Annotated in this window: 23 protein-coding genes; 9 read left to right on the forward strand and 14 right to left on the reverse strand. The window is 63.2% G+C overall.

Annotated elements, in window-relative coordinates:
- Together BH683_RS02165 and BH683_RS02170 are read right to left on the reverse strand one after the other, a co-directional pair.
- On the reverse strand, positions 1–477 hold a 477-nt coding region (locus BH683_RS02165), incomplete at its 3' end, for an acyl-CoA dehydrogenase family protein (RefSeq protein ID WP_210405146.1).
- A gap of 87 nt (positions 478–564) precedes the next feature.
- The gene (locus BH683_RS02170) at positions 565–2,055 is read right to left on the reverse strand and encodes a long-chain fatty acid--CoA ligase (protein ID WP_084834630.1); all 1,491 of its coding nucleotides are present in this window, start codon (positions 2,053–2,055) and stop codon (positions 565–567) included.
- 345 nt (positions 2,056–2,400) lie between these two features.
- On the opposite strand from BH683_RS02170, the gene BH683_RS02175 reads away from it, so the two are divergent.
- On the forward strand, positions 2,401–3,063 hold the full coding sequence (locus BH683_RS02175; RefSeq protein WP_084834631.1) for a TetR/AcrR family transcriptional regulator: 663 nt from the start codon (positions 2,401–2,403) through the stop codon (positions 3,061–3,063).
- A 114-nt stretch (positions 3,064–3,177) separates the two neighbouring features.
- Here the strand turns inward: BH683_RS02175 and BH683_RS02180 are convergent, their stop codons facing one another.
- The 4 genes from BH683_RS02180 to BH683_RS02195 all read right to left on the reverse strand — a co-directional run bounded on the left by BH683_RS02180 (position 3,178) and on the right by BH683_RS02195 (position 6,795).
- On the reverse strand, positions 3,178–4,047 hold the full coding sequence (locus tag BH683_RS02180; RefSeq protein ID WP_210405147.1) for a mycofactocin-coupled SDR family oxidoreductase: 870 nt from the start codon (positions 4,045–4,047) through the stop codon (positions 3,178–3,180).
- 171 nt (positions 4,048–4,218) lie between these two features.
- Positions 4,219–4,659: a VOC family protein gene (locus BH683_RS02185; RefSeq protein ID WP_210405148.1), complete on the reverse strand. Its 441-nt coding sequence runs from the start codon at positions 4,657–4,659 to the stop codon at positions 4,219–4,221.
- 19 nt (positions 4,660–4,678) lie between these two features.
- Positions 4,679–6,184 carry a CoA-acylating methylmalonate-semialdehyde dehydrogenase gene (locus BH683_RS02190; RefSeq protein ID WP_084834633.1) on the reverse strand — a complete coding sequence of 502 codons (1,506 nt, stop codon included), beginning with the start codon at positions 6,182–6,184 and terminating at the stop codon, positions 4,679–4,681.
- A gap of 47 nt (positions 6,185–6,231) precedes the next feature.
- Positions 6,232–6,795 carry a cupin domain-containing protein gene (locus tag BH683_RS02195; protein WP_084834634.1) on the reverse strand — a complete coding sequence of 188 codons (564 nt, stop codon included), beginning with the start codon at positions 6,793–6,795 and terminating at the stop codon, positions 6,232–6,234.
- Positions 6,796–7,102: 307 nt separating this feature from the next.
- Here BH683_RS02195 and BH683_RS29205 point away from each other — a divergent pair, with 307 nt between their 5' ends.
- Complete coding sequence (locus tag BH683_RS29205; RefSeq protein ID WP_143695954.1) at positions 7,103–7,249, forward strand: DUF3237 family protein; 147 nt, start codon at positions 7,103–7,105, stop codon at positions 7,247–7,249.
- The gene (locus BH683_RS02200) at positions 7,246–8,181 is read left to right on the forward strand and encodes an alpha/beta hydrolase (protein WP_084834635.1); all 936 of its coding nucleotides are present in this window, start codon (positions 7,246–7,248) and stop codon (positions 8,179–8,181) included. The genes BH683_RS29205 and BH683_RS02200 overlap by 4 nt, the downstream gene beginning before the upstream one ends.
- A 122-nt stretch (positions 8,182–8,303) precedes the next feature.
- Here the strand turns inward: BH683_RS02200 and BH683_RS02205 are convergent, their stop codons facing one another.
- Entirely contained in the window at positions 8,304–9,338 is a 1,035-nt protein-coding gene (locus BH683_RS02205) for an NADP-dependent oxidoreductase (protein ID WP_084834636.1), read from the reverse strand.
- 273 nt (positions 9,339–9,611) lie between these two features.
- Between BH683_RS02205 and BH683_RS02210 the strand changes: the two genes are divergently transcribed.
- From BH683_RS02210 to BH683_RS02220, 3 genes are all read left to right on the forward strand, one after another.
- Positions 9,612–10,094 (forward strand): nuclear transport factor 2 family protein, encoded by a 483-nt coding sequence (locus BH683_RS02210; protein ID WP_084834637.1) that lies wholly within the window; start codon positions 9,612–9,614, stop codon positions 10,092–10,094.
- Positions 10,091–10,549 (forward strand): DUF3237 domain-containing protein, encoded by a 459-nt coding sequence (locus BH683_RS02215; protein ID WP_084834638.1) that lies wholly within the window; start codon positions 10,091–10,093, stop codon positions 10,547–10,549. Before BH683_RS02210 ends, BH683_RS02215 begins: the two co-directional genes overlap by 4 nt.
- Positions 10,550–10,837: 288 nt before the next feature.
- Positions 10,838–12,094, forward strand: coding sequence for an alanine--glyoxylate aminotransferase family protein (locus BH683_RS02220; RefSeq protein ID WP_084834639.1), 1,257 nt, complete (start codon positions 10,838–10,840; stop codon positions 12,092–12,094).
- Positions 12,095–12,274: 180 nt separating this feature from the next.
- On the opposite strand, the gene BH683_RS02225 is transcribed toward BH683_RS02220, so the two are convergent.
- The 3 genes from BH683_RS02225 to glpK (BH683_RS02235) are packed head-to-tail and all read right to left on the reverse strand — an operon-like array spanning position 12,275 to position 16,318.
- Positions 12,275–13,021: an MIP/aquaporin family protein gene (locus tag BH683_RS02225; RefSeq protein ID WP_084834640.1), complete on the reverse strand. Its 747-nt coding sequence runs from the start codon at positions 13,019–13,021 to the stop codon at positions 12,275–12,277.
- On the reverse strand, positions 13,018–14,754 hold the full coding sequence (locus BH683_RS02230) for a glycerol-3-phosphate dehydrogenase/oxidase (RefSeq protein ID WP_084834641.1): 1,737 nt from the start codon (positions 14,752–14,754) through the stop codon (positions 13,018–13,020). Before BH683_RS02230 ends, BH683_RS02225 begins: the two co-directional genes overlap by 4 nt.
- 49 nt (positions 14,755–14,803) lie before the next feature.
- Positions 14,804–16,318 (reverse strand): glycerol kinase GlpK, encoded by a 1,515-nt coding sequence (gene glpK / locus BH683_RS02235; RefSeq protein ID WP_084834642.1) that lies wholly within the window; start codon positions 16,316–16,318, stop codon positions 14,804–14,806.
- Between the two features lie 141 nt (positions 16,319–16,459).
- Between glpK (BH683_RS02235) and BH683_RS02240 the strand changes: the two genes are divergently transcribed.
- From BH683_RS02240 to BH683_RS02250, 3 genes are read left to right on the forward strand one after another with little or no spacing between them, the layout of a single operon-like run.
- Positions 16,460–17,233 (forward strand): IclR family transcriptional regulator, encoded by a 774-nt coding sequence (locus BH683_RS02240; RefSeq protein WP_084834643.1) that lies wholly within the window; start codon positions 16,460–16,462, stop codon positions 17,231–17,233.
- Complete coding sequence (glpK, locus tag BH683_RS02245) at positions 17,230–18,747, forward strand: glycerol kinase GlpK (RefSeq protein WP_084834644.1); 1,518 nt, start codon at positions 17,230–17,232, stop codon at positions 18,745–18,747. Before BH683_RS02240 ends, glpK (BH683_RS02245) begins: the two co-directional genes overlap by 4 nt.
- A 28-nt stretch (positions 18,748–18,775) precedes the next feature.
- Positions 18,776–20,200 (forward strand): NAD(P)/FAD-dependent oxidoreductase, encoded by a 1,425-nt coding sequence (locus tag BH683_RS02250; RefSeq protein ID WP_084834645.1) that lies wholly within the window; start codon positions 18,776–18,778, stop codon positions 20,198–20,200.
- Between the two features lie 5 nt (positions 20,201–20,205).
- On the opposite strand, the gene BH683_RS02255 is transcribed toward BH683_RS02250, so the two are convergent.
- The 4 genes from BH683_RS02255 to BH683_RS02270 all read right to left on the reverse strand — a co-directional run bounded on the left by BH683_RS02255 (position 20,206) and on the right by BH683_RS02270 (position 24,093).
- Complete coding sequence (locus BH683_RS02255; protein ID WP_084834646.1) at positions 20,206–21,564, reverse strand: phosphotransferase family protein; 1,359 nt, start codon at positions 21,562–21,564, stop codon at positions 20,206–20,208.
- A gap of 2 nt (positions 21,565–21,566) precedes the next feature.
- A complete protein-coding gene (locus BH683_RS02260; RefSeq protein WP_084834647.1) occupies positions 21,567–22,853 on the reverse strand; it encodes an acyl-CoA dehydrogenase family protein in 1,287 nt (428 codons plus the stop codon).
- 141 nt (positions 22,854–22,994) lie between these two features.
- Positions 22,995–23,300 (reverse strand): MGMT family protein, encoded by a 306-nt coding sequence (locus BH683_RS02265; RefSeq protein WP_084834648.1) that lies wholly within the window; start codon positions 23,298–23,300, stop codon positions 22,995–22,997.
- 13 nt (positions 23,301–23,313) lie between these two features.
- On the reverse strand, positions 23,314–24,093 hold the full coding sequence (locus BH683_RS02270) for an alpha/beta fold hydrolase (RefSeq protein ID WP_084834649.1): 780 nt from the start codon (positions 24,091–24,093) through the stop codon (positions 23,314–23,316).
- Positions 24,094–24,166 lie beyond the last annotated feature (73 nt).

The following is a 24,166-nucleotide window of genomic DNA, read 5'->3' on the forward strand; positions in this document are numbered from 1 at the left end:
GCTGCCGTTGAGCACCCAGGTGTCGCCGTCCTCCTTCGCGCGGGTCTTCATCGACGCCGCATCGGACCCGGCCTCGCGCTCAGAGAGGGCGTACGACGCCATCGCCTCACCCGAGGCGATCGAGGGAAGCACCTGCTGCTTGAGTTCTTCCGAACCCTTGAGGATCAGGCCCATCGTCCCCAGCTTGTTCACCGCCGGGATCAGCGACGCTGACGCGTCGACGCGCGCGACTTCCTCGATCACGATGCACGCCGCGACCGAGTCACCGCCCTGACCGTCGTACTCCTCGGGCACGTGGATCGCGTTGAACCCCGAGGTGGTCAGGGCCGCCAGGGCCTCCTCTGGAAACCGGGAGTTCTCGTCCACGTCGGCCGCGTACGGCTCGATCTCCTTCTCCGAGAGCGCCCGAATCGCAGCACGCAGTTCGTCGTGCTCCTCACCGAGCTTGAACAGATCGAAATCGGGATTGCCGGCCATGGTTTATATGTTCTTTCGTGTACTCGCTGGGACGGGAAGTTGCGCAGGGCTAAATGTTTCGGCCGGTGATGCAGAACGGCCGATCAGTCAGTTGGAACTTGGAGGGTGAACCTCGCGCCGGAGTATTTTGCCGGTCGGACCCTTGGGTAGGGAGTCGACGAGCCAGATTTCGCGCGGATACTTGTATGCGGCAATTCGATCTCGTACGAATGACTTGAGTTCATGAGATGCCGCTTGAACTCCGGGTTTCAGTGCAACGGCGGCACCAACTTCTTCGCCGAGTTCTCGGTGTTTGATGCCAACAACTGCTGCCTCGGCAACCGCGGGATGTTGGTAGAGAACCTCTTCGACTTCGCGTGGGTAAACGTTGTATCCACCGCGGATGATCAGGTCCTTCTTCCGGTCGACGATGGTGTAGTAGCCGTCGGTATCGCGCGTAGCGATGTCGCCCGTGCGGAACCAGCCGTCTGGTATTGCCTCAGCGGTCGCCTCGGGTCGGTTCCAGTACCCATTCATGACGTTTTCGCCTTGGATGGCGATCTCTCCCGCGGCGCCGTCAGGAACGTCAGTGCCGGCGTCGTCAACTATCCGTAGGTGACATCCGCGCACGGGCACTCCGATGGTGCCGGGTCGGCGTTCAAGGCCTGGCTGATTGAAGCAGGCGATGGGTGCTGTCTCGGACAGCCCGTACCCCTCGTAAATCTCGCAGGCAAACGTTCGCTCGAAATTTTTCAGGACCTCAACGGGCATGGCCGCGCCACCGGTGATGCACGTACGCAGTGAAGACATGTCCGCATTGTCGGCTTCAATGGAATGCAGCATCGCGGCATACATGGTGGGCACCCCCTCAAAGACCGTGACGTTGTCGCGAGCGACAACATTGAGCGCTTGGACTGCGTCGAAGCGGGGAATGAGCGTAAGCAGAGCGGCCGCCCTGACCGCCGCGTTGAGTCCGCAGGTGAGCCCGAAGACATGGAACAAAGGAAGGCACCCCATGATCACGTCCTCGGGGCCGATCTCGATCAAGGTATCTACAGTGGTCGCCGCGTTTGTTGACATATTGCGGTGAGTGAGTTCGGCCCCTTTCGGTTTGCCAGTGGTCCCCGAGGTGTACAGGATGACGGCAGTGTCATCGTCGGCTCGGTCTGTGGCGGCAAGCAGCGGTCTTCCGGACAGGCCCTCGGGTCCCAAGTGCGGAACGAGTACTGCTGGAATACCGACCGTTGATGCTGCTGACAAGACGGTGTCCTCGTCGCCGGACAGCCCGTAGATGAGCGCCATGCCGCAATCGGTGAGGTAGTACTCGACTTCGCGTGCCTTGAGTAAGGGATTCATAGGGACTGCGACCGCGCCGGCCAACAGTATTCCGTAAAAGAGCACCGGAAAAGCAGGAACGTTCGGTAGCACGAGACCCACCCGGTCACCGGGTTGAACCCCCCGCGCGCGCAAATCACCCGCTACCGCCCCTGCACGGTGAAGGAGTTGGTCATAACTGAGCACATATTCATCCAGCTGTACTGCTGGTCGATTGCCGTGCTTTTCCGCGGATGCGATCAAATTGTCGGCGAGACTGGACATAACCGGCTCCTGGTAATAATTGTTCGGCCAATTTCTCGTGGCGTGCGAGTGACATCGAGCGATGGTGAACGCCGTCTGTACCGACCTAGTCGGATCGCGCGACAGCACTGGTCCGGCGACGTGGTGGATGGCTATCTCCAAGATGGACTGTCTGTCCGCTATTGTCAACACAATGTTGAAACTGAGTCATGCGACGGTTCGGCCCTGGTTGAGCGAGATGCTGGGGGTCGGACCGACCTCCACGGATACTGCGTGTATCGACGCAGCAACAGGCCCTGGTCGAGCACCCATCACATCTGCTTTGTGTCACACGCTCCGCACGTGCTCGTGTCCTACCATGTACCCATGGTGCCTACATCCTTGAACGGCCTTGGCTCGTCGGAAGCGAAGGTTGGCCGGCGCAATTCCAAAGGAGATATGCGCGAGCAGGCGATCCTTGAGGGTGCCTACGAACTACTGCGTACGGTGTCGATGCGAAGCATCTCGATAGATGATCTGGCCAAACGGGCCGGGCTGTCCCGGTCGTCGTTCTACTTCTATTACGAGTCCAAATGGCAGGTACTGTCCGCCTTGCTGTCACGGGTGACGTCTGATGTCTACAGTGCCTCACAGCTGATTTTCGAGCGGCCGGCCGGAATGTCGCCCGAGGCTGCGATCGAGCACGCAGTATCGGAAGTAATTCAAGTGTGGGAACAGCATGGCCACGTTCTTCGTGAAGTGGGAGATGCCGCTGCGGGTGAAGCGGAATTGCAGGCGCAATGGGACACCATTCTTGGCCGCTTCATAGACGCCGCTGCGGCAGGAATCGACCGCGATAGGGCTACTGGTGTGGCTATCGATGGACCACCGGCAAGATCGCTGGCCGCTGCCTTGATGTGGATGGGCGAACGTAATCTGGCTTTGATGAGTGCACGCAGTGCCAACGCAATCCCTCTGGAAGACATGGTCGAAACCGTGACAACAGTCTGGTTGCGCACGGTTTACGGTCTGGAGTGGAAACCTCGCTGAGCAGCGTACGTCAGGGACCGAAAGGTGGTGTCATCGCTCGTAGTTCGAGCAATGACACCACCGTGCCCGAGGGCAGATGTCCTCGGGCACCCACCGAGGCCTGAAACCTCGGTTCTAGGGGTTGTCGGCAGCAACCTTGGTCATGTTCAGTCCCGGCATGAGCATGTGTCCGCCTTCGACCAGCATCTCCAGACCGGTTGTCCATTGAGATTCGTCGGATGCGAGCCACAGGACAGCCTCGCTCATGGCGCGTGGCGGCAACAGGCCCACGTCACGAAGGGCCGACCAGTACTTCGCTCCCTGCAAGTCCTCTTTGGTGCCCTGGCCTGGGCCCTTGCCGGCGCACAGGTCGTAGCCGCCCTGCCAATCCAAGGCGGGGGTATCGGTAGGCCCGGGAAGAAGGGAGTTGACCCGGATACCGTACTGGCCGAACTCCAGCGCGGCCCCCTTCGCCAGCCCGAGGACGCCGTGTTTCGATGCGACGTAGTGGACGTAGTGAGGAGATCCCTCGACGCCATTGCCGGACGAGGTGATGATCACCGACCCGCCACCACGCGCCTTCATCGCGGGAGTCACAGCCTTCAGGGTGCGCCATACGCCCATGATGTTGACGTTCAGCACGTCGGCGAACTCGTCTTCGGGAATGTCTGCGAACGGATGCACAGTCCAGATGCCGGCGTTGGCCACTGCAACGTCGACGCCGCCGAAAACGCGGACGCCCTCGGCAACCAAGTTGTCGAGTGGCGCTTGCTCGCGGACATCACCTTCGTGGGCGATGATCCGTCGGCCAAGAGCCTCAACCTCTTTCACCGTGATCTTCAGTTCGTCAGACGTGGCTACGGGATACGGCACCCTGCCATCGGCCGGGCAGTCGAACGCAAGTATGTCTGCGCCCTCTTCTGCGAGGCGGATGGCGTGCGCTCGTCCCTGCCCTCGTGCCGCGCCGGTGACCAGCGCGACCTTGCCTTCCATTCGTTGTCCCATGACTACTCCTCCTTGAGTGATTTACTTGGGGTATGGGTCTAGAGGCCCGCCAACTCGGCAGGAATTACTATTTTGTGAAGAATCCCGCGACCGCCGGATGAATGGATCTCTCCGCAGTGTGCGGGTGGCGGTGTGGGGCTGGGTGATCAGTGGGCCTGACGGCCCGCGACTTCAGACGCCGGGTCTGATCAGCTGGAGCAGAACATCGATTCCAGGGGGTTCAGTCCAGACATGTGCCGATTCACCGATAGTTATGGGCGCTGCGATGGGGTCACGGCGACCGGGACCCCGAATGCCGCATCCGACGAGTTCAGGTCCGTTTGCGCGGTGCAGTCGGAGGGCTATGTGATCGAGTTTTGATGTCGCGTCTCCGAGAGCTTCGTCGAGAGCAGACAGATCCTCAACGGTGTACAGCTCGATCTGTGCGCCGCCGGTGTTGAGGAATACCGAAACGATATTCATCGCGGGAGCACTGAAAGTCCTGGCGACCTTGACGTCAAACCTCTTGGTCCAGTGGGTGATAGCTGCGTCGAGATCGCGAACGAGTACCCCGATATGGTCGAGCCAGGGGAGGTCGTCAATGGCCTCTGCTGCTGGGTTCTGCGGGTCCATCGCTGATCCTTCTGTTCGGCTACTGGTTACCGGCAGCGACGAAGTGGGGAGCCAGGCCCTGAGTAGGTTCGATCCATCGCTGTGTGACGACCTTGGACCTGGTGTAGAAGCGGTATGCGTCGTAGTTGAGGCCGTCGTCTCCGAAACGGGAGTCTCCCCAGCCACCGAATCCAAACCACGAAATAGGCACGGGAATGGGGACATTGATTCCGACGCTGCCGGCCAAGACCCCCCGCGTGAACCGACGCGCAGCGGGCCCGCTGGTGGTGAAAATGGTCGCGCCGTTGCCGTATGGATTGTCGTTCACAATCCGTAGGGCCTCCTCGAGACTGGAGGCGCGGACAACTCCGAGGACTGGCCCGAACACTTCCTGGCGATAGAGGTCGCTTTTTACGCTCACGTTGTCGACCAGGCTCGGTCCGATGAAGTATCCGTCACCGGGTGCGGATCGTTCGCGTCCGTCTACGACCAGCTTTCCCCCGTCTTCGACGGAACGCTCGAGTGCTCCGCGAACGCGGTTGATCGCAACCTGTGAGATGAGAGGCCCCATGTCGATCTCCGTCTCGGCGCCGGGTCCGACTTTGAATGCGCGCGCGCGTTCGGCGGTTTTCTCGACGAGTGCTTCTGCGGCGTCGCCAACGGCCACCGCGATGGTCACAGCCATACACCGCTGCCCTGCAGCGCCATAGGCCGCCGACACCAGAGCATCAGCCGCTGCGTCGAGGTCAGCGTCCGGCATCACCACCAGATGATTCTTGGCACCTCCGAGAGCTTGAACCTTCTTGCCCGTTTGGGCTGATCGCCGGTAGATCTCCCGGGCCACGGGCGTGGAACCCACAAAAGACACGGCTGCTACGTCTGGATGATCCAGCAGTGCCTCGGCTGTCTCGGTACCGCCCTGGACGACGTTGAGGACACCGTCGGGTAGTCCAGCTTCACTCATCATCTGCGCCAGGCGAACTGCTGCCGATGGGACGCGGTCACTGGGCTTGAGTACGAATGCATTGCCGCAGGCAATGGCGGCCGCGAACATAGAAACCGGAACCATGATCGGAAAATTGAACGGCGTGATGCCAACGCACACACCGAGCGGCTGACGGAAGGAGTACGTGTCCACCCCGTTGGCCACCTGATCGGCGTACTCACCTTTGAGCTGCTGGACAGCCGACAGCGATACATCGATTGCTTCGACCGACCGTGCTACCTCGCCTCGCGCATCTGGCAGTGTCTTGCCCTGCTCTGATGTGATGATCGACGCGAGCTCTTCGGTGTGTTCGACTACCAGTGACCGAAATCGGTGGAGTACCGAAGCACGTGCGGGGACGGGGGTATCGGCCCAGGCGTCCGCAGCCCTTCTCGAGTCGTTCACAGCGTCGTTGACCGTTTCGGCACTCCCCTGGAGGACCGATCGCAACACACGTCCGGTGGCAGGGTCGTGGATGTCGGTTCGTGGGCCGTCTGAGGATTCAACGGCTGCGCCGCCGATCCAGTGCGGCACGGCGTCAAGATATACGTCGATAGTCACTACTGCTCCATGTCTGATGTACTCGACTTGATCGAATGCACTGGCACTCAGGCCTTCTGCTCGCGCGGGTGGGGCAGCTCGGGGAACATTTCGAGGCCATAGTTGACCTTGAGGTTTTCGACCTCTGCCTGGACCTGCTCGGGCGTGCGGAGCTCGCGATCCCGTGCCTCGTAGAAGTACTTGTCGATTCCGGTATTGGGTTCGAAACCCGCACGATCAGGTCCGGGCACAAACATCACGAGGATCCGAGCTTCCTCGCCGACGACCTCGTATGTATGCCTCTGGTCCTTGCGTCCCCAGACGAACTGGCCCTTCTTCGCGTTGTAGGAACCGGCTTCGGTGTGGATTTTGATCTCCCCATCCATGACGAAGAAACCTTCTTCCTCGCGGTGATGGATGTGCCAGACCGGTTCGGTGCCGCGGACCCAGTTGGTCTCGATGATGATGAGCTGGCCGTTGGTTGTCTCGCCGGTCGCGTGAATCCAGAAATCAACACCGGTCATGAAATCCCCGGTCATGTTGAAGTGGATCTGGTCGCGGTGTGAAACGTAGCTTTCGCCGTCGCGCGAGGTCGAGGGCTGAATCTGGTCTACATCCGAATTGATGGTCATGACAATCCTTTCGTGTCGAGGTGCCGTTCGCCGGACGGGAAGCGGCAACTGAAAGTGAGAGTAGACTCACAGTTGGTGATAGTCAACAGTGTGTCGACTTCGGTGATGAGACGTGAGCGTCCGCCAGGCCGCGGCGGGGCCGGGCCGCTGTTTGCTGAAACTGTTTGAAGGGAGGGAGGTTTCGTGGCAGAAGGCGCGGCCGGAAAAATCGACTTAGTGTTGACTATTGTCGACCGTTAGTTCATTCTCGGTGGTGGAAGCGCGCCACGCGCGTGTGTTGCCCGCATAAGACGGAGAAGGTTGGTCTATGAGACTCGAGCCTGAGTTCACTTGTACTGCTGAGCTTGCTGCACCCCAGGTTGTCGGGCCTGGGCCCTACGGGTCACGTCGGGTTCTCGCTGCCACTGAGGGCACTGTCTCTGGTGAGGTCCGAGTCGTTCGAGTCGTCCCATGACCGCGCTCGATCCTCAAGTGGCGCAGCTGTTGAACGACCTCGCGGCTAGACCGCGAGCCCAGCCGGGGGACGTGTCGATCGCGGACTATCGGCAAGCTGGTGAAAGTCTCGTCGCCTTGGCGGGGCCGCTCAACAAACATTGCGCGGTGGACGACATCATCATTCCGGTTCGCGAAGGGTCGGTCGCTGCACGGCGATATCGGCCGTCGGGCAGCACCACTCAACGGCTACCCGGGGTCATGTACACCCACGGAGGCGGATTCGTTCGCGGTAGCCTGGATTCTCACGACCGACTCTGCCGGGAACTGTGTGTTCAGGGTGGCCTCATTGTCGTCTCGGTCGCGTATCACCTGGCTCCGGAGAATCAGTTTCCGCGAGCGCACAATGACGCCCTCGACACCTTCGCATGGTTGACCGACCATGCCATCGAGCTAGGCATCGACGCAGACTCACTCGCCGTTGCAGGAGACTCCTCTGGGGCTTCGTTGGCTGTGGCTGTCGCGAATGCCCGTCGAAGCCAGGGTGTGCCCGTGAAGGCGCAGGGCCTTCTGTGTCCAGCGCTCGATGCCACCATGGGCAGTGACTCGATCGAGCGGTATGGCGAGGGCCCGTTCCTCACCCGCAAGGTTCTGCAGTGGTCGTACGACCTTTACGTGCCCAACGCGGGCGACCGCCAGTCGCCACTCGCGTCGCCGGTGCTGGCACGGAGTCTGGAAGGGTCGCCGCCGGCGGTCATCATCAGTGCGCAGGTTGATCCTGTGGCCGACGACGCCCGCCGTTACAGTGCGAAACTGACCGCGGCAGGAGTGAGTGTTCACAGCGAGGAGTATCCGGGGATGCCGCACAGTTTTGTTTTGCTCGCAGGCGTTCTGGACAAAGGTGAACACGCCATAGCATCTTTCGCCTCTGGGCTGGCCGGCCTACTCCGGTAGGAACGAGTGTGCGAGACCAGCTCGGTACCGCAACCGGCGGTAGCCGTCGGAGGATCTCCCGCACAGTTCTCATCGAATCGAACCGCCTAGACGACAGCGCCTAGACGGCCGATCGATGCGCGTTACAGGTCAGCGACTTTGACCACTACCTTGCCTTGAGTGTTGCCGGACAGCGCGCTGTTGAGCGTCTCGCGGGCATGCTCTAGACCATCGACGATGGTTTCGGCATACTGGAGCGCGCCGCCACCCAGTGCCTTGGCGAGTTCTCCGATGATTTCGCCATATCGATCGACATGGTCGGTGACGATGAACCCCCGGAGGGTCACTCGTTGCATGAGTAACTGGCTGACATTCTGCAGACCCGGACGGGCACCTTGGTCACTGTAATCGTTGTACTCAGATATTAAACCGCACAGGGTGATTCGTGCGCCTACATTCAACCTGTCGAGGACGTAGTCCATGATCGGCCCCCCGGCATTCTCGAAGTCGACATCAATGCCTTCAGGAGTTGCGTCGTCGAGTCGTTCGCGCCAGTCATCGGAATGACGATCGACGCACGCATCAAACCCGATCTCCTCAACCAGATACTCACACTTTGCGGCGCCGCCGGCGATACCAACGACTCGGGCACCGCGCTGTTTTGCCAACTGCCCGGCAATGGAACCTACTGCCCCCGCAGCGGCCGAGACAACGAAGGTCTCCCCGGGCTGGGGGTCGCCGAGCTCCACACCGAGGAAGGCTGAGATGCCGGTATGACCAAGCACTCCCAAGAACGCGGGAAGTGGTGCCGGCAGTGGTTGTGGAAGTATCGTGAAGGGAATTTCGAGAGTCGAGTCGTCCGCGATGCAGTATTCCTGCCATCCCGTGAAACCGACCACGAACGCGCCGACCGGAAGGTCTGCCCGCCGACTCGCAACGACTTGTCCGACGCCGAGCCCCCGCATGACGGACCCCAATTCGACCGGTGCGATATACGAGCGAATCTGGCTCATCCAGACCCTGTTGGTTGGATCCAGTGACAAATAGAGGGTCCGAACCAACGCCTGCCCCTCCTTGATGTCGGCAAGCGGCTCTTCGAGCCACTCCAAGTCATGCTCGGTGACCTCGCCTGTCGGTCGGCTACGCAGACGGAACTGACGATTGATGGATGTAGTCATGACAACTCCTGAGAGTCAGGGGGATAGAGGAAGGCGAGAGTCGCCACTAGCGATCCCGTACACGCTGTATGCGAGGGGACCGACAGAATCAGTCTAAACGTGGTGTTGATTATTGTCCACAGCATGTCGGCTATTTGTTGAACTCCGTGTTAGGTCTCTGCGTAGCAACCATTTTCATTATCGACAGGGTGTTGACTATTAACGACAGATGGTGCATGTTCGACTGACGGGTGGTTGTGTCACAGCCGCCGGAAGCGAACATTGGAGGCGCGAATGAATGCACAATCTGACAACCGCCGGGTGGTGGAACAGTTCTGGGGGGCCCTGGATGATGGACCGCCGAGCGGATCGGCTTTGGAGGCGTGGAAGAAGTTCTTTGCACATGACGCTGTCTGGGAAATGCCGTTCGCGCCCGAGCCCCTGGTGCAAGCAGTTCCGGGCGGCGAACTCATCGGTCACTTCATCGATTGGTTCTTTGAGTCGGTGCCGGACCTGCGCATCGATTCGCTGACGATCCACGACACAGCGGACCCCGAGCTGTTCATCCTGGAGCTGCATGGAACGGCGACTGTCTCCCAGACCGGCAAGATCTATGCCAACACCTACTGCACGCACATGCGGATTCACGATGGCCAAATCGTTCTTCTGCGTGAGTATTTCAATCCCGAGGTTGTAGTCGAGGCCTTCGGACGTGATGAGATAGCAAAGGGAATGTCGACAGTGATGGCTGCTGCCGGAGTGGGGGTTGGTCAGTGAAACTCGAACCTGAATTCACCTATACTGCGGAGCTTGCTGCACCTCAAATTGTCGGGCCGGGGCCCTACGGGTTGCGTCAGGTTCTCGCCGTCACCGGTGGCACTGTCACTGGTGACCGCATCAGCGGAAAAGCCGCGCCTGGTGGTGGTGATTGGCTGTTGGCCGGCGATGATGGTTTTGGTCGCCTGGATGTGCGGGCGCAGTTCTATACCGATGACGGAGCGGTCATCTACATGAACTACCTGGGTTTGGTGGAGGTCACCGAAGCTGCTGCCGGCGCGCTCGGTGGCGGGGATACCGGTACCGACTTCGGCGATCACTATTTCGTTACCACACCGCGTCTGGAGTGTGGCGACGCCAAGTACACCTGGGTCAATCAGAGCATTTTCGTCGGCCAAGGACGTGTCCGACCCGGGCCCGTCGTCGAATTCCAAGTGTTCCGGGTCGTCGCATAGATCGGTGTATTGCAAGGTGAGGAATCTGTAGTTCGGTCTGCAATTCGTGCAGTAGGCGTCATCTTGCAGTCTGGGCCGCCGACCAGGTAGTAGGTCGGCGGCCCAGCGACTCGTAACCCTCGCGAAGGAGTAACACCATCATCACCAGCAGCCTCCTGGCCGTGCCCGGTATGGGCTTGAGAGGTGTTCCGAGACAGTGGATTGGCACCCGTTCGCCCGCGAACACGACGAGACAAACGGTGAATAGAAGTGCGCACAGTTTCACGCTCGGGTTGCTACGGTCCACCTATGACCACCCGCGCCACGTCTGAACTCTCGGCTGATTTCGGACCGATAGATCCTCCTGTCCGCCTGTTGATGGGGCCCGGCCCGATCACGGCATATCCGCGGGTGCTGCAGGCGATGTCTGCTCAGCTGGTCGGTCAGTACGACCCGTTCATGACCACGACCATGAACGAAGTGCAGGCCCTGTACCGCGAGGTGTTTGTCACCTCCAACGATGCGACGCTGGTCGTCGACGGCACCGCACGGGCCGGCATCGAGGCCGCGCTGGTCTCGTTGATCACCCCTGGCGACCGGGTCCTGGTGCCGAGGTTCGGCCGCTTCGGCCAACTGCTGGTCGAGATCGCTGAACGCTGTGGGGCGCAGGTTCACGCCATCGATGTCGAGTGGGGCCGCGCCTTCGACGCCGAAACAATCGAGGCCGCAATCAAAGCCGTGCGCCCGAAGCTGCTCGCCATCGTCCACGGCGATACCTCGACGACGATCGCTCAGCCGCTCGACGAGCTCGGAGCGATTTGTCGCGAGTACGACGTGCTGTTCTATTGCGATGTCACCGCCAGCATTGCGGGCAACCGTCTGTTGACCGATGAGTGGGGCATCGACGCTGTGTCGGCCGGTTTGCAGAAGTGTCTCGGCGGCCCGTCGGGTAGCGCGCCAGTGACTCTGTCTCCCAGGGCTGTTGAGGTGATCGAGTCACGCAAGAGCATCGAGGCCGGTATTCGTGACCCTGACAGCGTGGTCCGCGAGAACCGGGTCCAATCCAACTACTTCGACCTGGGTCAGATTCTGGATTACTGGGGACCGAAGCGGCTGAACCATCACACCGAAGCGACGACCATGCTCTACGGTGCGCGCGAATGCGCACGCGTGCTACTCGACGAGGGGCTGGACAACTGCTTGTCGCGGCACCGCGTGCACGGCGAAGCGATGCTCGCCGGAGTTCAAGGACTGGAGTTGAGCGCGTTCGGCGACCTGCGGTACAAGATGACGAACGTTGTCGGAGTGCAGATTCCGGAAGGGGTGCACGGCGAGGCGGTACGCGCCGACCTGCTCACTGACTACGGCATCGAGATCGGTACGTCGTTCGGGCCTCTCCACGGACGGATCTGGCGGATCGGAACAATGGGTTACAACGCTCGTCGCGACGCGGTCCTGACCACGCTGACGTCCCTGGAGTCGGTGCTCCGCCGCCACGGGGTCAAGGTCCCCGTTGGTGGCGGCAGCGATGCAGCCATCCATCACTACATATCTGCGAAGCCTTGATCTGTATCCCTGGACATCTTGTATCCGGACGTCTACTTGCAGAAGCAGTCGGCGCCAACTCGATTTCGTTGTATCGGAAAAGGGCTCCCACCTGTATCCGATGACCCCGAAAATGGTGGGTTCTGGTGAGGCCCACCTGGGGTTTTCCTCGCCAAAACCCACCATTTTCGGTGTCGGGGGTCAGACGTTCTTGGTCACGGCGAACAGTAATCCGGCCAGGATGCCGCCGATCACCGGACCGACGACCGGGACCCACGAGTAGTTCCACTCGCGGCTGCCCTTGCCCTTGATCGGCATCAGGGCGTACGCGATGCGCGGTGCCAGATCGCGCGCCGGATTGATCGCGTACCCGGTGGGGCCACCGAGGCTGTTGCCGATGACGAGGACGACGAATGCCACACCGGCGTAACCGAGTCCGGAGTTGCCGAGGTCGAGTGTGTCACCACTTCCCGAGATCGCGGGTGATTGCAGGATCCAGAACACGAGGACGAAAGTTCCGATCACCTCGGTGACCACGTTCCAGAAGTAGTTCTTCACCTGCGGTCCGGTACAGAAGATCCCGCGGGTGTCCTCAGGATGCGGTTCGACGTCGAAGTTCTTCTTGAATGCCAGGTAGCACAACATCGCCCCGATGAAGGCGCCGATGAACTGCGCGCAGATGTAGATCGGAACCTGCGACCACTCGGTCTTGTCGGCGACCGCCAGCCCCAACGTGACCGCAGGGTTGAGGTGGGCGCCGGACTTCCAGGCAATCGAAGCACCGGCGAACACTGCGAAGCCCCAGCCGATGTTGATCATCAACGGGCCACCTTTGTGGACCGTCGATTTGAGCAACTGGTTACCGGCGACGACGCCTGCACCGAGCAGGATCAGGACCGCGGTACCGACGATCTCCCAGAGCCAGATCTGAGCATCGGTGGGAGTCATGCCGATACGTCCGCGACGTCCGCCGATCCACGAACGCCGGGTGCGCCCATGCGAGCCGCATCCGCAGTCTGGTCATCGGGCTGCCGCTGGGACTCGATCTCGGCATCGACACGGGCGCAGTAGTTCTCGATCTCGCGCTGCCGCTGCGCGTCGTCCCATCCGAGGGTTGCCGCAACGATGTCCGCGACCTCGACCGCGGCGCTCTTGCCCCGGTCGGCCGTCTCGATGGAGACGCGGGTGCGGCGCGCCAGGATGTCGACGAGGTGCAGGGCACCTTCATGGGTGACCGCATAAAGGATCTCGGCGCCGAGGTAGCGGTCGTCGGTGGTGGCCAGCGGCTTTCCCAGCTCCGGGTCGGAAGCGATGATCTCGAAGATCTCGTTGATCGCACTGCCGTAGCGGCGCAGGAGGTGCGCGATCGTCTTCACCGGCAGGCGGTGCTCGTTGGCCAAGCGCACCCGTGCCTCCCACAGGTCGTCGAAGCCATCTGCGCCGACGAGCGGGACGCTTGCCGTACGTGAGGGTTCCACGCCGCGCACACCGTCGACCGCGGCGTCGATGGCGTCTTCCGCCATCACCCGGTAGGTGGTGTACTTGCCACCGGCGATCACGGTCAGACCCGGCGCGGCCGAGACGACGGCGTGTTCGCGCGACAGCTTGCTGGTCTGATCTGACTCGCCGGCCAGGAGCGGGCGCAGCCCGGCATAGACGCCGACGATGTCATCGCGCACAAGGGGTTTCTCGAGCATGACGTTGACCTCGGCAAGGATGTAGTCGAGGTCGGCACTGCTCGCCGCAGGGTGGGCCAGGTCGAGATTCCATTCGGTGTCGGTGGTGCCGATGATCCAGAAGTCCTCGCTCCACGGGCACGGGATGACGAACAGCAGGCTCTTCTCGGTCTCCGTGATGAGCCCGACCGCGGAGTCGATGCGGTCGCGGGGGACGACGATGTGGACGCCCTTCGATGCCTTGACGCGCATCTTGCCCTTCTCGCCGAGGATCTCTTGCAGCTCGTCGGTCCACACACCTGCGGCGTTGACCACGTGCTTGGCGCGGACGTCCACGTGTTCACCGGATTCCAGGTCCTCTATGCGGGCACCGACGACGCGGTCGCCTTCGCGCAGGTAGCGGGACACCCGGGCACTCGAGGCGCACAGTGCTCCGTAGCTCGCCGCGGTCCGCGCGAGCATCATCGTGTGCCGGGCATCGTCGACCTGTCCCTCGTAGAACAGGACGCCGCCGCGGATCTTGCCACGCTTGGCGCCGGGGAAGATGTCGAAGGTCCGGCGCTTGCCGATGTGCCGAAGGTGGTGGGGAACACCGCGACCTGCGCCCAGCAGGTCGTAGAAACCGATACCTGCACCGGCGTAGGCGCGGTCGTAGGCAGGCGTGACGAGGGGGAAGATGAACTCCACCGGCCGCACCAGATGCGGGGCGATGGTGTTCAGCATCAACTTCCGCTCTCGCAGCGCCTCGAAGACGAGTGAGAAGTTCAATTGTTTGAGGTAGCGCAGTCCGCCGTGAAAGAGCTTCGACGACCGGCTCGATGTACCGGCCGCGTAGTCGATGGCTTCCACCATGCCGACGCGCAACCCGCGGGTGGCGGCGTCGAGGGCGGCTCCGGCGCCGACCACACCTGCGCCGATGACCAGCACGTCGAGCTCGCCTTCGGTCATGGATTCCAGTGCGGCGCGCCGCGATTCGGGGCTGATCGCGAGTGGTTGCAATGTCATGAGGTTCTCCTCGAGTTCGAAAGGGATGGAACGAGTTCGGGGCGGCCGGTCACACGTCGACCCAGTCGAGCGTGCGGGTGACGGCTTTCTGCCAGAGTCCGTACTTCTCGGCCCGCACTTCTTCGGACCACTCGGGCTCCCACCGGCGATCTTCCTTCCAGTGGGTTTCCAGCTCCTCGGTCGATTCCCAGAACCCGATGGAGAGCCCGGCCGCGTAGGCAGCGCCCAGCGCCGTGGTCTCGGCAACGACCGGCCTGCTGACCGGGATGCCCAGGACGTCGGACTGGATCTGCATGCACAGGGAGTTGGCGGTGACCCCACCGTCGACGCGTAAGACCTCCAGCTTCACTCCGGAGTCCTTCTCCATCGCATCGGCGACGTCGCGGCTCTGGTAACAGATCGACTCCAATGTCGCCCGCGCGATGTGAGCGTTGTTGTTGAAGCGGGACAAGCCGACGATCGCTCCGCGGGCGTCCGACCGCCAGTACGGGGCGAACAGGCCGGAGAACGCCGGGACGAAATAGACTCCGCCGTTGTCTGCGACCTCTTTCGCCAGTGACTCGCTCTGTGCCGCACCAGAGATGATGCCGAGCTGATCGCGCAACCACTGCACCGCCGAGCCGGTCACGGCGATCGATCCTTCCAGCGCGTAGACCGGTGCCTGCGAACCGAATTGGTAGCAGACGGTGGTGAGCAGGCCGTTGTCCGAGCGGACCAGCTTCTCGCCGGTGTTGAGCAGCAAGAAGTTTCCGGTGCCGTAGGTGTTCTTGGCCTGCCCGGCCGAGAAGCAGACCTGGCCGACCATCGCGGCCTGCTGGTCACCGAGCGCACTCGCGATCGGTACCTCCCCGGCGAGCGGGCCGGTCGTGGTGGTGTGACCGTAGGGTTCCGTGGGCGACGATGGCGCGATCGTGGGGAGCATCTGCCTGGGGATGCCGAAGAGTGCGATGAGCTCGTCGTCCCAGTCCAGGGTCTCGAGATCCATCAGCATGGTGCGGCTCGCGTTGGTGACGTCGGTGACGTGCACACCACCATTGACGCCGCCGGTCAGATTCCAGATCACCCAGGTGTCGATTGTGCCGAACAGGGCGTCACCGTTCTCGGCGTCGGCCCGCACGCCGTCGACGTTCTCCAGGATCCATTGCGCCTTGCCGGCTGCGAAGTAGGTGGCGGGCGGGATGCCTGCCTTGGTGCGGATGGTGTCGCCGGCGCCGGAGCGCTCGAGCGCTGACGCGATCTTGTCGGTGCGGGTGTCCTGCCAGACGATCGCGTTGTAGTACGGCCTACCGGTGTGCTTGTTCCAGACCACAGTGGTCTCACGCTGGTTGGTGATCCCGAGCGCTGCGAGGTCGCCGGCCTTCAGGTTCTTCTTGCGGAGACCGTTCTGCAGCACCGAGGATGTGCGCTCCCAGATCTCGATCGGATCGTGTTCCACCCAGCCTGCCTGCGGCATGATCTGCTCGTGTTCGAGCTGGTGGCGGGCGACCTCGTTGCCCGCGTGGTCGAAGATCATGAACCGGGTACTGGTGGTTCCCTGATCGATGGCACCGATGTATTTCGTCATGTATCCCTGCTTCGTCGAAGGGTCCTGAGGGTGATGCGTATCTCATCCGCAATCCACGTTATGCATGCAGCCAACCGCTGAGGAGGGCGTCCGTTCGACAATGTCGAACGCACCGATCGCAGTGGGAGTAGCGTCCGAAGAGTGCCAGGTCTGATCCAGTCGGTAGAGCGCGCGACCGCGGTGTTGCATCTGCTGGCGACTCGGTCCGAGCCCGTGGGTCTGGCAGAGATCGCATCGACACTCGGCCTGGCCAAGACGACGGCGCATGGACTGGTGCGCACCCTGGTCGCTGTCGGCGCCGTCGAGCAGACGCCGGATACCGCCGGATACTGGCTTGCCGACGACCCCTTCGGGGCGCGGAAGAACCGCTGGGATCTCAACGAGGTTCGCGCCCGGGCTATGAATTGGACCGACGCTCTCGCGGCCAGGACAGCGATGGCGACGCAGATCAGCGTGCTCCAAGGCAAGCAGGTGCGGATCGTGCACGACGTACTGTCGGCGAGCGGCGACGGACTCGCGTCGCTGCGAACCGGTCAGATCGTGCCCGCGCACGCGACGGCGCTGGGCCGAATCCACCTCGCGTTCGATGTGCGTCTCGCCCGGGAGCTCGTCGCGAGCGGACTCGATCGTCACACGCACCGCACGATCACCGACGGCGCCGAACTGGCTCACGAACTCGCCGAGGTCCGGGACAGGGGATGGGCGTGCGGCTGTGGTGATCTCGACCCGGAGGTGGCGACGATCGCTGCGCCCGTTCGCGATCAGGGCGGAGTCGTGATGGCTGCGGTGGGTGTCTCGGGTGCGATCGACGAGCTGTGTGGACGGGGCGGCGTACCGCGTGCACCCCTGTTGGACAACATCATCGGATCGGCGCGCTCGATCTCCCGTGCGATGGGTCACGGGCAGCTGTCATGACCACCAGGTACGTTGCGGCAATCGATCAGGGAACGAGTTCGACGCGGTGCATCATCTACGACCGCGGGGGCGTCATGGTGTCGATGGCCCAGCGCAAGCACACACAGCATTTTCCCGAGCCCGGCTGGGTCGAGCACGACGCGCTCGAGATCTGGAATCTGGTGGAGCGGTTGATCCCGGAGGCCCTGGCCTCGGGCGGTATCGACGCGAGCCAGCTGGTGGGGTTGGGTATCACCAATCAGCGTGAGACCACGGTGATCTGGGACCGAACGACCGGCATCCCGCTACATCGGGCGATCGTGTGGCAGGACACCCGGACCACCGAGATGGTCGAGTCGCTGCGGGCACAGGGGATCGGGGCCGACGTCGAGCACCGGACCGGGGCACCGCTCTCCAATTATTTCAGCGCGCCGCGCCTGAGCTGGCTACTCGACGCATGCCCCGGATCTCGCGCGGCGGCCGCCCAGGGCACTGTCCTGTTCGGGACGATGGACAGCTGGCTCGTGTGGAACCTCACCGGCGGGGTGGACGGAGGGCTCCACCTCACCGATCCCACCAACGCGAGCCGCACCATGCTGATGAACATCGAAACCGCGCAGTGGGATCCGCACCTGCTCGAGATGTTCGACATTCCCGCCGAGATCCTGCCCGAGATCAGGCCGTCGTTGAGCAAGGTGGGGGCAACGGTGTCCCCGGTCCCAGGAATTCCGATCAGCGCGATGATCGGAGACCAGCAGGCTGCCCTGGTGGGACAGACGGCGTTGAAGGCCGGTGAGTCCAAATACACGCTCGGCACCGGAGGGTTCCTGCTCTTCAACACCGGTACGACTCTGGTCCGATCCAGACACGGTCTGATCACCACCGTGGCCTTCCAGATGGACGGCCAACCGATCCGCTACGCACTGGAGGGATCGAATCCGACGGCCGGTGCACTGGTCGAGTGGATCAGGGAAAATCTCGGCATCATCGGCACCCCGGCCGAGATCGAGACCCTGGCGTCGACCGTCGATGACAACGGTGGCTGCTACATTGTCCCGGCATTCTCGGGATTGCATGCGCCGCACTGGGTGTCCGCGAGCCGAGGACTCATCGTGGGTCTGACGTCGTACATCACGCGGGGTCATCTGGCGCGGGCAGCGCTCGAAACCAACGCTTTTGCCGCCAGGTCGATGGTCGCGGCGCTCAATGACGACCTGGCTGCGGCAGGCGTAGAGATGTCGTTGACCGAAGTTGTGGTCGACGGCGGCATGACGGCCAACAACACCTTGATGCAGACCATCGCCGACATCTGCGATGTGACGGTCAAGCGTCCGCAGATGGCCGAGGCCGTCGCGCTCGGGGCCGCGTACGCCGCCGGTTTCAGTGTGGGTCTGTGGACCGATGAGCAACAGTTGCGTCGCAATTGGCACACCGGCGCGGTCTGGCAGCCGAGCATCGACCCTGCCGATCGCGAACGCCGGGTCGCGAACTGGTCCATGGCCGTCGAGCTGGCGTCGCAGTGGGACCCGGCCTGAGCGGGGACGAGCGTAAAGGGGTGGACGGATGACGAACGCAGTGGTCGTGGGTAGCGGTCCCAACGGGCTTTCGGCCGCGGTAACCCTGGCGGCCGCCGGCGTGCGGGTCCGGGTCCTCGAGGCGGCTCCGGTCATCGGTGGTGGCGCCCGCAGCGGCGACTACACCGACACCGGCGTGCTGCACGACGAGTGCTCGTTCGCGCACCCGCTTGCCCTCGACAATGCCTTCACGCGCAGCGTTGACCTCAGCCGTCACGGGTTGACGTGGAGATCGCCCGACATCGAGTATTCACATCCCCTCGACGGCGGACGTGGGGTCGGGGCGTATCGCTCGGCGTCGCGCACCGCCGATGAGCTGGGCGCCGCCGGGCCTGCGTGGAACCGGGTGTTCGGCGCGGTGTCGGATCGATTCGCGGACATCAGCACCGACTTCACCAAGCCGATCCTTCATGTTCCCGCGCATCCGATCAAACTGGCCCGGTTCGGTGCATTCGCCGCCATGCCTGCATCCCTGCTGGCCCGGCTGTTTCCCACCGAGGAAGCCCGAGCGCTCTTCGGCGGTGTTGCCGCCCATGCGTTTCGACCGTTCGGAACAGTGGGGTCTGCGGCCATCGGAGTGGCGCTCGGTTCCGCCGCGCACACCTATGGCTGGGCAGTGGCAGAGGGAGGATCGGGAGCCATCTCCACAGCGATGGCGGCAGCGCTGGTCGACCTGGGCGGAAGTATCGAGACCGGTGTGCAGGTGCGGTCGCTGGCGGACCTCGATTCGCCGGATATCGTCATGCTCGACACCGCACCCGGCGCTGCCGCCGAGATCGCGGGTGCTGCCATGCCGAGTCGAATCAGCCGGGCGTATCGCCGCTTTCGGCACGGACCAGCGGCCTTTCAGATCTCATACGCGGTGCGCGAGGGCATCCCGTGGGCCGACGCCGCGTCGCGGTCGGCAGGCACCGTGCACGTCGGCGGCAGCTTCGACGACATCGCCGCAGCCGAGCGCGACGTCTACCGTGGGGTCATGCCGAGTCGACCATTCGTGCTGGTCGGCCAGCAGTACCTCGCCGATCCCGGGAGATCCAACGGGGATGTCCATCCGATCGATCTGTACGCACACGTGCCGTCGGGATGGACGGGTGACGCCACCGCGGCAATCGAAGCCCAGATCGAGCGCTTCGCACCAGGTTTCGGTAGCCGTGTCGTTGCGAAACGTGTCCGTTCGGTGGCACGCATCGAGGCGGACAATCAGAACTTTGTCGGCGGTGACGTGGTGACAGGGGCGAATACACCGTGGCGGCTGGTCTTTCGGCCGCGCCTGGCCTTCAACCCTTACTTCACGGGTATCGACGGTGTGTACCTCTGTTCGGCTGCCACCCCGCCAGGAGCGGGGGCTCACGGACTGTGTGGATTCAACGCCGCGACGTCGGCGCTGAAGGAGCGGGCGAACCTCGACGCATGACCTGACTACTGAGCCAGATAGCGGGGATTGGCGACCGCCAGGCGATCGGTGACCGATGCCCGGACTGCTGCAGTCATCGCGGGGTCGGTGGCCGCGATCTTTCCGGTTCGGATGGCCAGCGCCACGTCGGTCTCGGAGCGAAAGCCGAGTGCTTCGAATCGTTCTCGGTCGGCCTGGACTTGACCCTTGCCGATTGTCAGCTCGCGGCCGACGATGTCCAGCGCGTTGGCAGCAACGCGGGCTTTGAACCCCACCTCGCGGTCGGGGCCGGGCACCACGGAGTCGCGCAGGAACTCGGCGACCGCATCGACCAGTTCGGCGGCCGTGGGACGGCCATGCAGATCGGCCTCGTTCTGCGGGAGTGGAGCGGGTGTTTCCGGGTCGGCAGGGTATCCCAGCAGCAGCAACGCATCGTGTTCCTGTTCGCACACCCGACGTCCGATCGTCGCCAGCTCCACCGAGCGCTCTTTGCCGGAGAGGTGTCGAGCGACCATCTGGGCGCAGCCGATGCTCCACCACACCGTGCGATAGAGCTGCCACCAGCGCACCGCGTCCACATCCGGCCGATGTCCGGCCACCTCGGCGTACCCGTCCAGGAGCTCGTCGATGCTGCCGAAACCCCCGGCCTCGGGTTCGGTGCCGAATCGCCAGCACTTCACGAGCAGCCAGCCGAGGTCCTCGCGTGGATCGCCGATATGGGCGAGCTCCCAGTCGATCACAGCCGCCAGGCCCGATTCGGCGACTATGAGGTTTCCGTTCCGGAAGTCGCCGTGGACCACCGCCTCGGCAACGGGGTCGGGTTGATGCGCGGTCAGCCAGGCCAGGGCGATCTCGGTGACCGCGGACGGGACGTCGAGTTCGAGATATCGCTCCCGGAGATCCTCGACGCCGCCGGCCGGTACGGTCCGCAGCTCCGGCACGGAGTCGGTTGGGATTGCGTGGATCTGGGCGAGGGTTCGGCCGAGCTGCGCGGCCATACCGCGTCGGGCCTGTGCGAATCGTTCGTCGCGCAGCAACTTTCGCGGAATCGTCTCACCGTCGATGTGTTCGCAGATCAGGTACTGGGCGCCCAGCGTGCTGTCCGCGCTCGCGAAGTCCACCAGCTTGGGCACGGCGATGCCTGCTCGCTCGGCTGCCGCGATGACACTGGACTCGCGAGCCATCCCGAGTGGCCCGTTTGGATCACCCGGTTGCCGCCGAAGTATCAGCCGGCGTGCGCCACCGGCGGTGGTTGCCACGAATGACCAGGTCTCGCTGTTGGCGCCGCCTGTCAGGCGGACGAGGTCGGTGACCTGCGTGTCGTGTCCGGACACTTCGGTCAGTCGTGCAGCCAGCAGACGGGCCATCTCGCTCTGATCGATCATGCCTACTGATCGCCCGCGTCGGCGGCGCCGCCCGAGCGACGCTTGCCCGGTCCGGCGAAGCCGAAGAGGTACCCGGCGATCTTGCGGATCTGTACCTCGTCGGAACCTTCGGTGATGCGGTAGCGGCGGTGGTGGCGGTAGATGTGTTCGAACGGCATGTGGCGGGTGTATCCCATGCCGCCATGGACCTGGATGGCCTGATCGGCGGCGTCGCACACCAGGCGATTCGCGCGGTAGTTGCACATGGAGACGCGGTCGCTGATCTGCATGTGGGGGATGCGGTCGAGTTCCCACGCGGTCTTGCGGACCAGGCCGCGGACGAGTTCGGCTTCGGTGTGCAGTTCGACGAGCGGGAACTGGATTGCCTGCCGGGTCGCCAGTGGCGCGCCGAAAGTGTTTCTGCTTCGGGCATATTCGACGCTCTGGTCGATACAGTACTGAGCTGCGCCGACGCCGGAGGCGGCCTGCCGGATCCGGTTCTCGTGCACAAAGGACTGCGCCACCGCGAGACCTTCGCCTTCGGCGCCGAAGATCGCGGAGTCCGGCACCTCGACGTCGGTGATGGTCACTTCGGCGTGGTCGGTGGGCATGTTGAAGGTCCACCACTGGAAGTCGACGGAGAAGCCGGGTCGATCGGTGGGCACGAAGAACGCGGTGATGCCGCGGGCGTCGCCGTCGTTACCCGAGGTTCGGGCGAAGACGACATCGTGGGTGGCGTTGTGCATGCCGGAGTTGAAGCGTTTGCCGCCGTTGATGATCCAGGAATCGCCCACCTTGCGGGCAGTGGTCTCCATCCAGGTGGCGTCGCTGCCGTGGTCTGGTTCGGTGAGTCCGAATCCGATCCGTGCCTCCCCGCGGATCATCGGCTCGAGGAACTCGTCCTGTTGTTCGGTGGTGCCGAAGTTCATGAGCATGTGGGCGAAAGGAAAGTTTCCGACGATCGAGGACTCGTTCTGTAGGTCGTTGTGCAGACCCAATCCTTTGTGGGCGAGGTGTTCTCGGATGATGGCCATGTCGAAACTCGAACCGTCGCGGCCGCCGACCTGCGCCGGCAGGCCATAGCGCAGCCAACCGGCCGCATCCGCACGCCTGCGCATCTCACCGAGCAACTCTTCCCAGTCCTGCCGTGGCACGCCGCCGCCCTCGAAGTCGGTACGCGCCCACTCCCGCCGATGATCGAAGAACCGGTTGTTGTCGTCGGACTCCTGCAGCGGCCGGATTTCGGCGTCGATGAACTCGTCGATCTCCCGCAGGATCTCGGTGATGTCCTCGGGCAGGTTGTAGTCCATCGATGGCCTCTCTCCGGTTGCTCTGAACAATCGTTCAGCACGACCGTATCCGTTGAGCGACGTCCGATGTGCGAATCGATGAGACCTGTCCGATTGATGACCAACATCCGACGTCCCACCTGTTTGCGAGGCTCTTCGGACTCACACCTCATCGAGATCGACGCGCGCGACCTTCATGTCGACGCGACCGTCGAAGACGGGCACTCCTTCGGCCCGGAGATTTTCGAGCTGTGTGGTCCGCAGATGTGGGGCGGGTTTGCCGCTGACCGCGATCACTCGGTGCCAGGGGAGGTCGGCGGAGTCGGTGCGCATGATCCAGCCGACGATGCGGGCACTCGAGAGTCCCGCCGCAGCTGCCACATCCCCATACGTGGTCACCGTGCCCACCGGTACCGAGGCGACGATCTCGCGAACCCGTTCGACCTGTTCTTCGGTGATCTGCGCCATGATCAGCCCGACTTTACTGTCCGGCCAGCGCTTCCGACACGAGTTTCGCCGTGAGTTCTGGCCGGGCGAACGGCACCATGTGACCGCAGTCCTCCTCGAAGATTGTCAGGAGGTCGCCCTGCTGAGCCGAGAGGGCCGCGCGGAAGTCGGCGGTGACATAGGGCGGCTGCACGTGCATCGCCTGGACGAGATCGACCGGAAGGTCTGCCGGCGGCAGCACGAATGGGCGACTCAACTCATTCCAGGTGGTCACGACCATTCCCGGGTGGATGCGCCAGTTGACCCGATCGCCGACGTCGATCAGGTGATCGGCGATTTCGCGATCCAAGACCTCCGGCGCCAGTTCCGCCCACGATTCGCCGAGTTTGCCCTCCCGTGCCGCCGCCTCGTCGGGGTAGTCGTAGTGCGACATGTAGCTGGTCGCCACGTCTGCCAGCCACTGTGGTTCGAGGCCGATGGCGGGGTCGAGCAGGATCAGGCGCCGGAAGCGGTCCGGCATCCGCCGGGACAGGTGCAGCGCGAGTGCGCCGCCGTATGAGTGGGCGACGACCACCACAGGTCCGGCGATGTACTCCTCGACCACGTCCGCGAGCGCGTCGACCTGCGCCTCGATGGACCACGGTGGGGTGAACGGCGACCAGCCGTGACCGAGCAGGTCGGGTGCGACGATCCCGGCCTGCGGAAGCGCCGCGGCCAGGTCTACCCAGCGTTTACCGTGTCCGGTCAGCCCGTGCACTGCAAGCACCGACGGGCCATCTGCCGGTCCGAACACCTCGACGTTCAACGTAGACATGACGACAATCGTGCCTGACCGCCGGCCGAGCGGCCCTGCCGAGACCGACCCGACGCCGCGCGAACGGCCGTGT

This window comes from Williamsia sp. 1138 (genome assembly GCF_002095435.2).
Lineage (GTDB): Bacteria > Actinomycetota > Actinomycetes > Mycobacteriales > Mycobacteriaceae > Williamsia.